The sequence below is a fragment of the Streptomyces sp. DH37 genome (assembly GCF_029813835.1).
Classification (GTDB): domain Bacteria; phylum Actinomycetota; class Actinomycetes; order Streptomycetales; family Streptomycetaceae; genus Streptomyces.
The window spans coordinates 1-13,481 of the sequence record NZ_JARVKV010000015.1 but is presented as its reverse complement, the minus strand read 5'-3'; the positions used below and the strand labels follow the sequence as shown (position 1 = coordinate 13,481).

14 protein-coding genes and 2 pseudogenes are annotated in these 13,481 nt (G+C 73.4%); 7 read left to right on the top strand and 9 right to left on the bottom strand.

The features are described 5' to 3' along the window. Nucleotides 1-223 precede the first annotated feature (223 nt). The 4 genes and pseudogenes from QC029_RS10730 to QC029_RS10715 form a co-directional block, all read right to left on the bottom strand. Nucleotides 224-814, bottom strand: a complete 591-nt coding sequence (locus QC029_RS10730) for a SigE family RNA polymerase sigma factor (RefSeq protein ID WP_279555316.1) — start codon at nucleotides 812-814, stop codon at nucleotides 224-226. A gap of 486 nt (nucleotides 815-1,300) precedes the next feature. Beyond that, the gene (locus tag QC029_RS10725) at nucleotides 1,301-2,395 is read right to left on the bottom strand and encodes an aspartate-semialdehyde dehydrogenase (RefSeq protein ID WP_279555315.1); all 1,095 of its coding nucleotides are present in this window, start codon (nucleotides 2,393-2,395) and stop codon (nucleotides 1,301-1,303) included. Continuing rightward, nucleotides 2,392-3,663 (bottom strand): aspartate kinase, encoded by a 1,272-nt coding sequence (locus tag QC029_RS10720; RefSeq protein ID WP_279555314.1) that lies wholly within the window; start codon nucleotides 3,661-3,663, stop codon nucleotides 2,392-2,394. Before QC029_RS10720 ends, QC029_RS10725 begins: the two co-directional genes overlap by 4 nt. Before the next feature lie 208 nt (nucleotides 3,664-3,871). After that, nucleotides 3,872-4,346: pseudogene (locus tag QC029_RS10715) on the bottom strand (Uma2 family endonuclease); the annotation flags it as partial. A gap of 260 nt (nucleotides 4,347-4,606) precedes the next feature. Between QC029_RS10715 and QC029_RS10710 the strand changes: the two are divergent. Continuing rightward, on the top strand, nucleotides 4,607-5,080 hold the full coding sequence (locus tag QC029_RS10710) for a hypothetical protein (RefSeq protein WP_279555313.1): 474 nt from the start codon (nucleotides 4,607-4,609) through the stop codon (nucleotides 5,078-5,080). Then, nucleotides 5,077-6,246, top strand: coding sequence for a zinc-dependent alcohol dehydrogenase (locus QC029_RS10705; RefSeq protein ID WP_279555312.1), 1,170 nt, complete (start codon nucleotides 5,077-5,079; stop codon nucleotides 6,244-6,246). Before QC029_RS10710 ends, QC029_RS10705 begins: the two co-directional genes overlap by 4 nt. Before the next feature lie 85 nt (nucleotides 6,247-6,331). Here QC029_RS10705 and QC029_RS10700 read toward each other — a convergent pair whose 3' ends face one another. After that, nucleotides 6,332-6,721, bottom strand: coding sequence for an HGxxPAAW family protein (locus tag QC029_RS10700; protein ID WP_279555310.1), 390 nt, complete (start codon nucleotides 6,719-6,721; stop codon nucleotides 6,332-6,334). A gap of 74 nt (nucleotides 6,722-6,795) precedes the next feature. Between QC029_RS10700 and QC029_RS10695 the strand changes: the two genes are divergently transcribed. Next, a complete protein-coding gene (locus QC029_RS10695) occupies nucleotides 6,796-7,284 on the top strand; it encodes a MarR family transcriptional regulator (RefSeq protein ID WP_279555309.1) in 489 nt (162 codons plus the stop codon). 445 nt (nucleotides 7,285-7,729) lie between these two features. Here the strand turns inward: QC029_RS10695 and QC029_RS10690 are convergent, their stop codons facing one another. The 4 genes from QC029_RS10690 to QC029_RS10675 form a co-directional block, all read right to left on the bottom strand. Further along, nucleotides 7,730-8,983 (bottom strand): RNA polymerase sigma factor, encoded by a 1,254-nt coding sequence (locus QC029_RS10690; RefSeq protein ID WP_279555307.1) that lies wholly within the window; start codon nucleotides 8,981-8,983, stop codon nucleotides 7,730-7,732. A 66-nt stretch (nucleotides 8,984-9,049) separates the two neighbouring features. Further along, entirely contained in the window at nucleotides 9,050-9,406 is a 357-nt protein-coding gene (locus QC029_RS10685) for a YciI family protein (protein WP_279555305.1), read from the bottom strand. A 128-nt stretch (nucleotides 9,407-9,534) separates the two neighbouring features. Then, nucleotides 9,535-9,741: a DUF397 domain-containing protein gene (locus QC029_RS10680; RefSeq protein WP_279555304.1), complete on the bottom strand. Its 207-nt coding sequence runs from the start codon at nucleotides 9,739-9,741 to the stop codon at nucleotides 9,535-9,537. Further along, nucleotides 9,725-10,579, bottom strand: coding sequence for a helix-turn-helix transcriptional regulator (locus tag QC029_RS10675; RefSeq protein ID WP_279555303.1), 855 nt, complete (start codon nucleotides 10,577-10,579; stop codon nucleotides 9,725-9,727). Before QC029_RS10675 ends, QC029_RS10680 begins: the two co-directional genes overlap by 17 nt. Nucleotides 10,580-10,692: 113 nt before the next feature. On the opposite strand from QC029_RS10675, the gene QC029_RS10670 reads away from it, so the two are divergent. The 4 genes and pseudogenes from QC029_RS10670 to QC029_RS10655 all read left to right on the top strand — a co-directional run. Then, nucleotides 10,693-10,938, top strand: a complete 246-nt coding sequence (locus tag QC029_RS10670) for a hypothetical protein (RefSeq protein WP_279555302.1) — start codon at nucleotides 10,693-10,695, stop codon at nucleotides 10,936-10,938. After that, a complete protein-coding gene (locus QC029_RS10665) occupies nucleotides 10,935-11,150 on the top strand; it encodes a hypothetical protein (RefSeq protein ID WP_279555301.1) in 216 nt (71 codons plus the stop codon). Before QC029_RS10670 ends, QC029_RS10665 begins: the two co-directional genes overlap by 4 nt. Next, nucleotides 11,147-11,380 (top strand): hypothetical protein, encoded by a 234-nt coding sequence (locus tag QC029_RS10660; protein ID WP_279555300.1) that lies wholly within the window; start codon nucleotides 11,147-11,149, stop codon nucleotides 11,378-11,380. Before QC029_RS10665 ends, QC029_RS10660 begins: the two co-directional genes overlap by 4 nt. A gap of 456 nt (nucleotides 11,381-11,836) precedes the next feature. Continuing rightward, nucleotides 11,837-13,481, top strand: a pseudogene (locus QC029_RS10655) (VCBS repeat-containing protein); the annotation flags it as partial.

Below are 13,481 nucleotides of genomic sequence, written 5' to 3'. Positions count from 1 at the left end.
GCGGAATCGGGAGAACCGGGGGAACCGGGAGAACCAGCAGGACCGCCCTCGCCCGGCCCCTCCCCCGGGCCGTTCGCGTCCCGCTCCTCCCGCCCCTCCGTTTCGCTCCCGGTCCGTCCGGGGAGGTCCGGCTCCGGCGCCGCCTCCCGGTCACCGCACGGCTGGTGTCCGGACTCGTTCTCCCCGTGCGGGTCGCGCCGTTCCTCGTGTCGTTCGCCGCCGCTCATGCGGGCGCCTCCATCGCGACGCGCAGGGCGGCGATGCCCCGCGAGCCGTAGGCCTTCACCGAGCCGAGCGAGATGCCGAGCGCCTCGGCGACCTGGGCTTCGGTCATGTCCGCGAAGTACCGCAGGACCAGTACCTCCCGCTGACGGCGCTGGAGTTTGCGCAGCGCCTTCTTCAGCTCGTCCTGCTCGATGCGCGCGTACGCGCCCTCCTCCGCGCTCGCCATGTCCGGCATCGGCTTGGAGAGGAGCTTCAGCCCCAGGATGCGGCGGCGCAGGGTGGAGCGGGAGAGGTTGACGACGGTCTGGCGCAGGTACGCCAGGGTCTTCTCCGGCTCCCGCACCCGCCTGCGCGCCGAGTGCACGCGGATGAACGCCTCCTGCACCACGTCCTCGCAGGAGGCCGTGTCGTCGAGCAGCAGGGCGGCCAGCCCGAGCAGGGAGCGGTAGTGGGCGCGGTAGGTCTCGGTGAGGTGGTCGACGGTGGTGCCCGCCACTGTGGTGCCCGCTGCCATCGCGCCGTCAGCGTCCCTCGCCTGCGGGGACAACTGCGCGGGGCGGGATGCCGACCAGGGGGCGATCACGGGCATACCCCTGCCCGACGCGCCGCCACGTCCGGGAGCCCGTACGGGCGCCGTTGCGATTCCGAGTGCCTCTGCCACGCCTGTTGGACACGCTGCCCCCCGTCAGGGTTGTACGCGTGGACCGCCGTTCTCTCCGACGAGCCGAACGACCGCATGCGCACTACCTCTTCCTCTCCGCCGCCGAGCAGGCGCCTTCGGCTTCCGGCAGTGGAATGGGAGACGCCCGCGCCCGGACAGTGGTTCCGGGCACGCGGAGAGAAAATCCTCATCCAGAAGGTTGGTCCGTATCAAGCAGTTACGAGATATGACTTCATCACAAGTCCTTCACGACTCGCGTACGGAGCGTACAGATCAGGCCATACGGGACCGCTCCCACCGGCCCGCCGCCCGTCGCGCCGCACCTTTCGCGCCGCCTCCTCCGCACCCGCCCGTATCCGCCGCCTCTGCCGCACCCGCCGTGAGCACCGCCGGGCGACCGCCGCCGGCCTCCGGTCACCCCTCGGCCGGCTCGCCCGCGATCAGCTCGCCGATCTGGGCCGTGTTGAGCGCGGCGCCCTTGCGGAGGTTGTCGCCGCACACGAACAGCTCCAGCGCCTGCGGATCGTCCAGCGAGCGCCGCACCCGCCCCACCCAGGCGGGGTCGGTTCCCACCGCGTCGGCCGGGGTCGGGAACTCGCCCGCGGCCGGGTCGTCGCACACCACCACGCCCGGCGCGTTCGCCAGGATCTCGTGCGCCTTCTCCACCGAGACCTCGGTCTCGAAGCGGGCGTGCACCGCCAGCGAGTGGGTGGTGACGACGGGGACGCGTACGCAGGTGGCGGTGACGCGCAGCCGCGGCAGCCCCAGGATCCTGCGCGTCTCGCCGCGGATCCTCAGCTCCTCGGTCGTCCAGCCGTCCTCGGCGAGCGCCCCGGCGAAGGGCACCACGTTGAGCGCGATCGGCGCCGCGTACGGACCGGTGTCGCCCACCGCGCGCCGTATGTCGCCGGGGTGGGTGCCCAGTTCGGTGCCGGCCACGGCGGCGAGCTGATCGCGCAGGGTGGCCACGCCCCGGCGGCCGGACCCGGAGACGGCCTGGTAGGAGGAGACGATCAGCTCGTCCAGGCCCCACTCCGCGTGCAGGGCGCCCATCGCGACGATCATCGACAGCGTGGTGCAGTCGGGGCTGGCGACGATCCCGCGGGGGCGGACCCGCGCGGCGTGGGCGTTGACCTCGGGGACGACGAGCGGGACGTCCGGATCCGCCCGGAACGCGCCGGAGTTGTCCACCACCACCGCGCCCCGGGCCACCGCCACCGGCGCCCAGTGGGCCGCGACCTCGTGCGGCACGTCGAACATCGCGACGTCCACGCCGTCGAGGACCTCCTCGCTCAGCGCGAGGACCTCGACCTGCTCGCCCCGTACGGTCAGCTTGCGGCCCGCCGAGCGCGGCGAGGCGATGAGGCGGATCTCGCCCCAGACGTCCGCGCGCTCCGACAGCAGGCCCAGCAGGACGGTGCCGACGACACCGGTCGCGCCGACCACGGCCAGGGTGGGCCGGTCGGCGCGACCGATGGCGGCGCGGGGGAAACCCCCGGCGGGGGTCATCGCCCGGTGCCCCCGTAGACGACCGCCTCGTCGCTCTCGCTGTCCAGGCCGAACGCGGTGTGCACGGCGCGGACGGCCTCGTTGACGTCGTCCTTGCGGGTGACGACCGAGATGCGGATCTCGGAGGTCGAGATCAGCTCGATGTTGACCCCGGCGCCCGACAGCGCCTCGAAGAAGGCGGCGGTGACGCCCGGGTTGGTCTTCATGCCCGCGCCGACCAGGGAGATCTTGGCGATCTGGTCGTCGTAGCGCAGGGAGTCGAAGCCGATGCCGGTCTTCGCCCTCTCCAGCGCCTCGATGGCCCGGCGCCCGTCGGTCTTGGGCAGGGTGAAGGAGATGTCGGTCAGACCGGTGGAGGCGGCGGAGACGTTCTGCACCACCATGTCGATGTTCAGCTCGGCGTCCGCGATCGCCCGGAAGATCTTCGCGGCCTCGCCCGGCTTGTCCGGCACTCCGACGACCGTGATCTTCGCCTCGGAGGTGTCGTGCGCGACGCCCGAGATGAGTGCCTGCTCCATCGGCTGGTCCCCTTGCGGCTGGTTGCTGACCCACGTGCCCTGAAGCCCGGAGAAGGACGAGCGGACGTGGATCGGGATGTTGTAACGGCGTGCGTACTCGACGCAGCGGTGCAGCAGCACCTTGGAGCCGGAGCTGGCCAGCTCCAGCATGTCCTCGAACGAGATCCAGTCGATCTTGCGGGCCTTCTTCACGACCCGCGGGTCGGCGGTGAAGACGCCGTCGACGTCGGTGTAGATCTCGCAGACCTCGGCGTTCAGCGCGGCGGCCAGCGCCACCGCGGTGGTGTCCGAGCCGCCGCGGCCCAGGGTGGTGATGTCCTTCTTGTCCTGGGAGACGCCCTGGAAGCCGGCGACGATGGCGATGTTGCCCTCGTCCAGCGCGGCCTGGATGCGGCCCGGCGTGACGTCGATGATGCGGGCCTTGTTGTGGACGGAGTCGGTGATGACGCCCGCCTGGCTGCCGGTGAACGACTGCGCCTCGTGGCCGAGGGTTTTGATCGCCATCGCCAGCAGCGACATGGAGATCCGCTCTCCCGCGGTCAGCAGCATGTCGAACTCGCGCCCCGACGCGATCGGGGACACCTCTCCAGCGAGATCGATCAGCTCGTCCGTCGTGTCACCCATCGCCGACACCACGACGACCACCTGGTGGCCGTTCTTCTTGGCTTCGACGACTCGCTTGGCGACGCGCTTGATGCCTTCGGCATCGGCAACGGAGGAGCCGCCGTACTTCTGCACGACAAGGCCCACGTGCGCTCCTCGTAACTCTGTCTTCCGGGGTTCCCGTACAGGAACCCAGCGGTCGGCTCAGTTTACCGAGCAGGCCTTTTTCCGACCCCGCCTCCACCACATCGTGAGATGTACCGCCCACGGGCGGCGCGGCGCGGCGCCACGTCGCACCGGCTCAGCGGGCACCCATGCCCGATCGACGCGCTTTCACACGGAAACGTTACGCAGGTCACACCCGCCGCGCGACCGCGGTGAGGTCGACATCCACCGGAAACGGCACATCCGTCCCGAGCCGGTCGCGGTGGGTCCCGGTCGCGGCGTACTCGCGCGGCCCGGTCTCCCGGTCGCGCGCCGGGGAGTCGTCCGGCACCGCCTCGACGGCCGGGACGACGTCCTCGGGGCGGCAGCCGGTCCGCCGCAGGCCGGTGTCGGCATCCGCGCGCACGACCATCACGTACGACCATGGCGTCCGGTTCCGGACGGTCCCGCTCCCCGAGGGTGACGGTCATCTCGCGGACGACCTCCAGCCCGGGTGGGGCCGCCTGGAGGGGGCGGCGCTCCAGCGGGCGCGTCACGCGCACGTGGAGCCGGGACCGCGGACCCGCGAAGACGAGGCTCCCGTCGATCAGCTCCGTGTGCGGGGGCGGATCGGGGATCCGGTCCAGGTCCTCGGCGGTGTACCCGCCCGCCGGCGGTCGCGGCCACGCGTACTGGGGCCCAGGGGCCCAGCACCCGTCACCGCTCCCATGAGCCGCATCCTCGCCGACTCCCTCGGCCTGCCCAGCGGCTTCCCCGTTCCCTCGCCCGTACGGGTGAACCCGCCGAACCCTCCGCCGAACAATCCGCCGAACCCTCCGTCCGGCCGCCCCGCCCCGCCCCGCGCATGGCCACCGCCCTACGGGGGTACCCCGGACAGCCTCATGACGACGGCAGCGACGGCAGACGAAGCGGGAGGCGGAAAGCCATGAACCAACTGGCACGCACGGCACTGGTCCTCGCGGGCGCGGGGGCCGGCGCGGCGGTCCTGCGCAGGGCCGCGTCCTCACGGCGGGACGCGCGGCACGGCGACCGCTGGCTGGTGGTGACCATCAACCGCGCTCCGACCGACGTGATGCCCCACGACACCCCGCCCAGGCCGCTGGACGAGTTCGGCGACGCGCTGGAGATCACCGTACGGCCCGCCCCCGGCGACCGCGGCACCGAGCTGGCGGCGCGGCTGCGCGACCCGGCGTCGCCCGCCTCCACCTCGCTGCCGTCCCGGCTGGCGGGCAAGGACCCGCGCCAGGAGGTGCGGCGCGCGCTGCGCGAGGCCAAGTCGCTGCTGGAGACCGGCGAGGTGATGCTGCCGGACGCGCCGCCGACCGGGCGGAGCGACACGGTGGGCGGCAAGGTGGTCGGGCTGGCCTCGAAGCGCGCGGGCGGGGAGGGAGTGCTGTGAGGGCTCTGTGCTGGGAAGGCGTCAACAAGCTGTCGGTCGAGCAGGTCCCCGAGCCGGAGATCCGCAACGACCAGGACGTCATCGTGCGGCTCCTGCTGAGCACCACCTGCGGTTCCGACCTGCACCTGATCGGCGGCTACATCCCCGCCATGCAGGCCGGCGACGTGATCGGGCACGAGTTCGTCGGCGAGGTGGTCGAGGTCGGCTCGGGGGTGCGCCGCCACAAGGTCGGCGACCGGGTCGTGGTGTGCTCCTTCATCGGCTGCGGCCGCTGCTGGTACTGCCAGAACGACATGTGGTCGCTGTGCGACAACACCAACACCAACCCCGGCATCGGCCAGGCCCTCTTCGGCTACGAGACCGCCGGGATCTTCGGCTACTCGCACGCCATGGGCGGCATCCGCGGCAGCCACGCCGAGTACGTACGGGTGCCCTTCGCCGACTACGGCGCCTTCCCCGTCCCCGAGGGCGTCGACGACATCAGCGCGCTGTTCGCCTCCGACTCCGTCCCCACCGGGTGGATGGGCGCCGACCTGGGCGGGGTGAAGCCCGGCGACGTGGTGGCGGTGTGGGGCTGCGGCGCGGTCGGGCAGATGGCGGCGCGGGCGTCGATCCTGCTGGGCGCCGAGCGCGTCATCTGCATCGACCGGATCCCCGAGCGGCTGGCGATGACGGAGACGCACATCGGCGCCGAGACCATCGACTACACCACCACCGACGTCGCCGCCGAACTGCGCGAGCGCACCGGCGGCCGGGGCCCGGACGTGTGCATCGAGGCCGTCGGCATGGAGGCCCACAGCAGCGGCCCGGGTCACCTGTACGACCAGGCCAAGCACCAGCTCCGCCTCCAGACGGACCGGCCCACCGCCGTACGCCAGGCCATCCACGCCTGCCGCAAGGGCGGTTCGGTCTTCGTCCTCGGCGTCTTCGCCGGGGCGGTGGACAAGTTCCCGCTGGGCATGGTCGTCAACAAGGGGCTGACGCTGCGCGGCGCGCAGATGCACGGCCAGCGGTACATCCCGATGCTGCTGGAGCGCATCGCCGCCGGTGAGATCAGCACCGCCCACCTGGCCACCCACTCCATGTCCCTGGACCGGGCGCCCAAGGGCTACGACATGTTCAAGCACAAGAAGGACGGCTGCGTACGGGCGGTCTTCCACCCGTAGCGCCCCGACCCCGCCCGGTCCCGGCGGGCCCCGGCCGTGCGGGGCCGGGCGCCGGGGCTGGGCGGCAAAGCGCCCCGGCCCGCCGTCAGGCCGGCGCGCCGGTGGGCGCGGGCCGGAGCTCCGGCACCTCCGGCATCTCCGGCACCTCCGGCTCCTCCGGCCCGCGGGCCGTCCCCGCGCGCCTGCCCGCCAGACGGCAGCCCAGGCAGCCGCCGTGCCCCGTCATGGGATCCTTGACGCGCCAGTCCCACTGGTCCGCCGGGCGAGGGCCGCTCGGCTTGCCCCACCCCGTCAGGTGCAGCACCCAGGTGACCAGTCCGCCGGCGGCGACCACCGCCAGACCGATCCCGATGCCGGGACGCCACGCCGCGCACAGGGCGGCGCCCGCTCCCGCGAAACCGGTCAGCGCGATGGCGGTGCCCGTCCATCCGGCGACGGTGTGGCCCATGTCGTAGGTGCCGTGCAGGCCGCTCATGGCTCTCCTCGGGTGGTCCGGTGGAAAGTATCTTAGCTCGCTTACTAATTATCTTAGATTCTAAGGAGATTCGGATGGAGGGCAAGTCCCGCCCCGATGCGTCGGCCGATCAGGCACTGGCCGCCATGGACCGGCTCATCGCGCTCAGCCTGGTGGGACAGCACGACATCGCCCAGCGGCTCGGGCTGAACGTCACCGACCTGACCTGCCTCGGCCACATCCTCGGAGCGGCGGGGAACGGCCGGCCCCTCAACGCCGGGGACCTCGCCGCTCTGGCGAACCTCACCAGCGGCGCGGTCACCGGCGTCCTCGACCGCCTGGAGCGGGCCGGTTACGCCCGCCGGGAACCCGACCCGGCGGACCGCCGACGCGTCCGGATCGTCCCCGACGACTCCGCCGCCGAACGCGTCACGGCGGTGTACGAGCCCTTCTACCAGGGGCTCTCGGAGCTGTTCGCCGACTACGGCACGGACGAGATCGCCGTGCTCAACGACTGGTTCACCCGCGCCGCCGAGCTGATGGGGGAGCGGCTGGAGGAGATCCGGCGGGGCGGCGCCGACTGACCGCGGCCGGGCCCGCCGGCGGCCGGGAGGGAAGGGGGGAGCGGGCCGCGCCGAGCCCGGTGACCACCCTCGACCGCGCGGTCGCCGCCGCCCGCCGCACCGCCGGCTCCCCGCCGCCCGCGCGGCCCGCCCGGACGCGGTGGAGGGCCGGCCGCGGGGAGGTGGCCGCCCGTACCTGCGTCGCCGCGCCCTGCCCGGACGTCCGGTGGAAGCCGGCCCGGTCGCCGTCCTCGTCCACGAACCCCGGGGCGACCTTTTCCTCGTCGCTCCTCGTCGCTCCTTGTCGCTCCTCGTCGCTCCTCGTCGGCCACGTGGCGGGCCGGCGGGGTGTCGATGACGCCGGGGAGCACCGCGAACGCCCGCTCCCCCGACGGACCTCCCACCGCGCCCGCCCATGTCGGGTCCGGACCCGTGTCCGGGCCCGGGTCCGTGTCCAGGCCCCGGGTCACGAGCGCCGGGCGCGCCCCAGCAGCAGCTCCCGCTCGCGCTCGTTGCGGGTCAGGGACGCCGCGCGCTCGAACTCCGCGCGCGCCTCCTCCCCGCGCCCCAGGCGCTCCAGCAGATCGCCGCGGACGCTCGGCAGCAGGTGGTAGCTCCGCAGGGCGGGTTCGCCGGCGAGGGCGTCCACCAGCCCCAGTCCCGCCTCGGGCCCCTCGGCCATCGAGACGGCCACCGCCCGGTTCAGCTCCACCACCGGCGAGGGCGCCAGCGCGGCCAGCCGCCCGTACAGCGCGGCGATCGTCGTCCAGTCCGTGTCCTCGTACCTCGCCGACCGCGCGTGGCAGGCGGCGATCGCGGCCTGGAGGCAGTACGGGCCGTAGGGGCCCCGGCCCGCGCGGCTCAGGGCCTCCAGACCGCGCAGGATCAGCATGCGGTTCCACGTGGCGCGGTTCTGGTCGGCGAGCAGCACCGGCTCGCCGCCGGGCCCGGTGCGCGCCGCGATGCGCGACGCCTGGAGCTCCAGCAGCGCCGCCAGCCCGTGGACCTCGGGCTCGTCCGGCATCAGCCCCTCCAGCACACGGGCCAGGCGCAGCGCGTCCTCGCACAGGGCCGGGCGGCACAGGTCGTCGCCGGCCGTGGCCGAGTAGCCCTCGTTGAAGACCAGGTAGACGACCTCCAGGACGGACGACAGCCGCTCGGCCCGGTCCTCGCCGTACGGCACCTCGAAGGGCACCCCGGCGGCGGCGAGCTTCCGCTTGGCGCGGACGACGCGCTGGGCGACGGTCGGCTCGGAGGTCAGGAACGCGCGGGCGATCTCCTGCGTCGTCAGTCCGCCCAGCAACCGCAGGGTGAGGGCGATCCGGGACTCGGTGGCCAGCACGGGGTGGCAGGCGGTGAAGATCAGCCGCAGCAGGTCGTCGTCGATGTCGTCCGGACCGGCGGGCTCGGGCGGGGGCGGGGCGTCCTCCAGCGTCCGCCCGACCTCGGCCAGCTTGCGCGCGTACGTCTCACCACGGCGCACGAGGTCGATCGCGCGGCGCTTGGCGACGGCCGTGAGCCAGGCGCCCGGCCGCTCCGGTACGCCTGACTCCGGCCACTGCTCCAGCGCGGCGACCAGGGCGTCCTGCGCGATCTCCTCGGCCAGCCCGACGTCCCGCACGACGCGGGCGACGGCGGCGATGATCCGCGCGGACTCGATCCTGAACACCGCTTCGACCGTCCCGGCCGTCCTGGTCGCCTCTGCTCCCGTCACGGCCACCCATCAGAGCAGCCGTGCGGGAACGGTTCAAGCGGATGCGGGCGGCCGGGACGGCCGGGGGCCGGTTCAGCCCCCGATGATCTCGCGGACCTCGACGGTGAAGGACACGTTCTCCGGGTGGCACTGGAGGAACCGCCTCGTCCACTCCATGGCCTCGGCCTTGTCCTTGCACTGGGCGATGCAGTAGCCGCCGATGACCTCCTTGCTCTCGGTGAAGGGGCCGTCGGTGTAGCTCACCTTCCCGCCGGACCAGGTCATCCGGGTGGCCTCGGAGGTCGGGGCGAGCCCGGCCGTGTCCAGCATGGCCCCGGCCTTGGTCATCTCCTCGAACAGCGCGCCCATGCGCTCCTCGAACCCGGCGTCGAACTCCTGCTCGGAGAGGTTCCGCTCGTCGATGCGGACCAGCGTCATGAAGCGCGGCACGGTGACTCCTCGGTTCGGTCGGAGGGCGGGGTCCCTCCCCGCCTCTCACCCATGCGTCGAACGGGGGGCGACCGGATCGACAGCTCCCCGGAAACTTTTTCCGCGGGATTCCCCGGCCCGGCGGGAGGTCAGATCCGGCCCCTCCCGACGGCCTCCACGAAGGGCACCCAGCCGGCGGCGGGGAACACCACCACCGGGCCGGACGGCCGCTTGGAGTCGCGCACGGGCACCAGGCCGGGGAGGTTGTCGGCGACCTCCACGCAGTCGCCGTTGTTGCCTCCGCTGTGGCTCGACCTGCGCCAGCGTGCACCGGTCAGATCACGCTTCACACCCACGCCCGTACTCCTTCGCCGCCGACTCGATCATGGCCAGGGAGACGTCCGGCGACAGCGCGGACGCCCTCGCATGGTCGAAGGAAGCCCGGCACTTGCCCACCACCGCCGGATCGTCCAACAACTCCCCGCTGAAGGGGCCTTCAACGTACGCCACGGGCGGTGCGTCCACGAACGTCATCACGGTCAGGTTCCCCTCCAGCAGCGCGTGCGCCCGCGCGCTGAACGGCAGCACCTGCACGAGGACCCGGTCGCCCTTGGCGAGTTCGGCGATGTGCTCGAGCTGTTCCGCCATGTCGGCATCGCTGCCGATGGGGCGCCACAGGACGCTCTCGTCCAGGATCACCCACAGCTCCGGGGCTGTTGGGCCCTCCAGGAGCCGTGCTCGCGCCATCCTGTTCCGGACCCCCTCCTCGTTCTCCCCGGCCGGGCGGAACGGCTGAGCCGCGCGGAAGACCGCGCGGGCGTAGCCCTCCGTCTGGAGGAGTCCGGGCACCAGCGTCGGCGAGTAGGCGCTGATCGTGGTGGCGAGCGTCTGGAACTCCGCCGCCTCCGTGAAGTAGTCGGCGAACGGCGAACTGTTGATCAGCTCCTCGCACATCCGGGCGAAGTAGCCGTCCGTCTCCAGCTCCTCGTCGAAGCGGCGGGCCAGCTCCAACTGCGGCTTCCGGATCGCCGCCTCGAACTGGCCGATGTACGAGCCCGAGCAGAACACCCGCTCACCCAGCTCCTGTTGGGTGACGCCCGCCGCCTCGCGGCGGCGTCTCAGCTCCGAACCGAAGAACTCCCAGCCGATCTTCGGCCGCCCGGGACGGCCCGGTCCGCTTCCACCACTGGCCATGGCGTCACTCCCCTACAAGGGTCACTGCAACGGTCTAACCCTGGCGAGCGTAGCCAGCAGCCGCCACTCTGGGTGCTGGTTCGGAAACTCTCGGTGCAGACAGGAGGTCAGTCATGGTCGCGGCAGGGCGACAGGCCGATCATGAACGGCTCAGGATCGCGGAGGAGGCGGTGGACGAGCTGCGGAGGGCGCTGCGCGGCGCGGACGTCACGCTGCCGTCGCTGCGCGTGGACCTCGTCTCGTACGCGGGCGAGGCCTCCGATCCGCCGCTGGTGGAGCTGGGGCGCTGCACGCCCGCCACGGCGCTGCGGCTGGCCGCCGCGCTCGTGCGGGCGGCCGTGGACGGTGAGGGGCGGTGAACCCCGCCGTCGGCTCGTACGCCGTGGACAGCCGCAGCGACCGGGTGGGGCAGGTGACGGGGACGGCGGGCGGGCTGGTGCGGCTCCGGCCGCCCGGCGGGGGCCGGGAGTGGGACTGCCCGGCGGACGCGCTGCGGCCCGCCGGGACGGGCGAGGAGCTGCGGGCCCGGGTGACCGAGATCAACCGCGACCGTACGAGGAGACTGCCGTGAGCGTGCGCACCGTGATCCGTTTCGCGAGCTGGACGCTGGAGCCCGACCGCGAGCCCGACGCCGAGCCCGTCACGTACGCGATGGAGTGCGCGGTGTGCGGCCGGCGCTCCGAGGCGAGCGTGGACTTCCAGGAGGCCCAGCGCTGGACGTTCGCCCACGCGGGCCGCAACCCGTCGCACCTCACCTACCGCGAGGTCATCACCCGCCCCTGGCGGGCGTGGATGCGCTGACGGCCTCCCGGCTGGCCCGGCGGGGGCCGGCGGTGCCAGTGGGGCGGGGCGGCCGAGCGTTGTCGCGGTCGGCCTCGTCCGCGGGGTCACGGCACCTCCGAGCCGGACGACTGAGCCGGTCGACTGAGCTGATCGGCCGAGCCGGTCGGCGCCGGGTCGGAGCACCGGGACGCCGCCCGCGTCCCGGGCGGCGGCTCGGACGACGGCTTCGCGGACCGGTCCGGCCCCTCGCCCCGGCTCCACCGGACACGACCGGGCGCGCCCGGCCCGGGAACCGGCTGCCCTGTCATGACCGCGTACAACCTTCGGGAGCCCCCGGCGGTCTTGTGTGCGCGGCACGCCCGGCCCGCCCTCATGCACCGGCTTGCGTCCCCTCGCGGGTGGCCGGCGGCGGAACCGCACACCCCATCGGCCGGGGGCCCGCACCACGCCCCCACAGGCAGCAGGAGCGCCTCCATGCACCAGCACGTCCGCCTCGCCCTGGCGGCGATCGTCGCGGCCTCGCTGACGACCGGTCTGCTCACCCTCGGCCAGGCTCCGGCGTCGGCGGACACCCCGCAGGAGGTGGTGGTCCCGGCCACGCGGCGCTCCGCGGACCTGTCCGCGTCGCTGTTCCCCGCGACCAGCCCGTCGGACGCGGACGGGGCCGGGGCCCAGGGCGCCTTCCACCGTCTGGAGGGCCACTCCGACCTGGTCTGGACGCGTTACTCCGACGGCAGGACCTTCCCCGTGTCCAAGCCGGAGGGGGACCACTTCTACGCCGAGGCGACCGGCGGGGACACCCTCGCCTACCGGGTGGGGGACCAGGTCGTCCTGTGGGACGCGGTCCGGCGGGCCACCCGTACCGTGCGGATCCCCCAGGAGGACGCGTACTACCGGACCCTCGGGGACACGGTCGTCACCCGCCGCCTGGTCACGGCCGAGGACGGGTCGAGCGTCCGGGTGATGCACCTGCTGACCGCGGAGCCCGACGGCACCACGCGGGACGTGGCGGTCGAGGGGATGCCCGCGGGCTCGGTCGTCGGCAACCCCGTGGCGGCCGACGAGGGGACCCTGGTGTTCACCGCGCAGATCGACGGGCAGCGGCGGATGGTCCTCGTCGACCGCGTGACCGGGCGGGTCGAGAGCTGGACCGCGCCGATTCCCAGCGGCTACCACCACGCGCTCCTCACCGAGGGCCGCCTCGTGATGTACAGCACCTCCGCTCCGGCCGTCCTGACGGTGCCCCGCGCCGACCCGGCAGCCGCCCCGTCCGAGGTCCTGCTGGAGGGCGGGGCCGTCCAGCCGACGCTCCACCTGGCCGCGGTGGGCGACTGGCTGGTCTACCGGCAGAGCGCGGGGACGAACCTCGTGGTGGTCAAGGCCGCGCCCATGGCGGGCGGCGAACCGGTCACGCTCCTCGAGCAGGCGCGCACCTGGGTCTCCGCGGCACCCGGCGACACCGCCGTCGTCATCGCCCGGGACACCACGGGCGAGTGGGCCCTGCAGCGCCTGGCGGCGGACGGCGACGGCCGCCCCGCCGCCACCGTGTTCAAGCCCCTGCCGCGTCCGCCCCTGACCATTCGGGGACTGGCACTGGCCCACGGCCGCCTGGTCGTCACCGACAGCGCCGCGGGCGACAGCCGGCGGCGGAGCTGGGTGCGCACGCTCCCCGCCACCGGCGCTCCCCAGGTCGGCGAGCGCGTCCAGTTCCTCGACCACAACTCGTTCATCCCCGCCTGCCGCACGCAGGACGTCGGCTGCGAGCGGATCCTCAGCCCCGCGGACGGGCGGATCGCCTGGCTGAGCCGGGACACCTCGACCGACGACCGGCTCTACGCCAACGGCCCCTGGTCGTACGACCACCACCACGACTACTTCAGCGACGACGTCCCCTCGGGCGGGCGGATCACGGACGTGTCCGGCCGGTACCTGATCCACACCACCTCCCAGCGGCAGACCGTGGTGAGGCTCGACAACGGAGTCCCCACCCTCACCCGTGAGCCGGGGCCGGCCGCCGTGTGGGGCGATCTGCTGTGGACACCGGGGGCCGCGCCGGGCGTGGTCACCGCCTACGACCTGGCGGCGGGGAGGACCGTGGCGACGGTGGACACCGGGGCGG

Bases quoted from the DNA above. Each gene is read 5' to 3' on its own strand.
- QC029_RS10700 (WP_279555310.1), bottom strand. From the start codon at position 6,721: ATGAGCGGCCTGCACGGCACCTACGACATGGGCCACACCGTCGCCGGA.
- QC029_RS10730 (WP_279555316.1), bottom strand. From the start codon at position 814: ATGCCCGTGATCGCCCCCTGGTCGGCATCCCGCCCCGCGCAGTTGTCC.
- QC029_RS10675 (WP_279555303.1), bottom strand. From the start codon at position 10,579: ATGGCCAGTGGTGGAAGCGGACCGGGCCGTCCCGGGCGGCCGAAGATC.
- QC029_RS10725 (WP_279555315.1), bottom strand. From the start codon at position 2,395: ATGACCCCCGCCGGGGGTTTCCCCCGCGCCGCCATCGGTCGCGCCGAC.
- QC029_RS10695 (WP_279555309.1), top strand. From the start codon at position 6,796: ATGGAGGGCAAGTCCCGCCCCGATGCGTCGGCCGATCAGGCACTGGCC.
- QC029_RS10710 (WP_279555313.1), top strand. From the start codon at position 4,607: ATGAACCAACTGGCACGCACGGCACTGGTCCTCGCGGGCGCGGGGGCC.
- QC029_RS10670 (WP_279555302.1), top strand. From the start codon at position 10,693: ATGGTCGCGGCAGGGCGACAGGCCGATCATGAACGGCTCAGGATCGCG.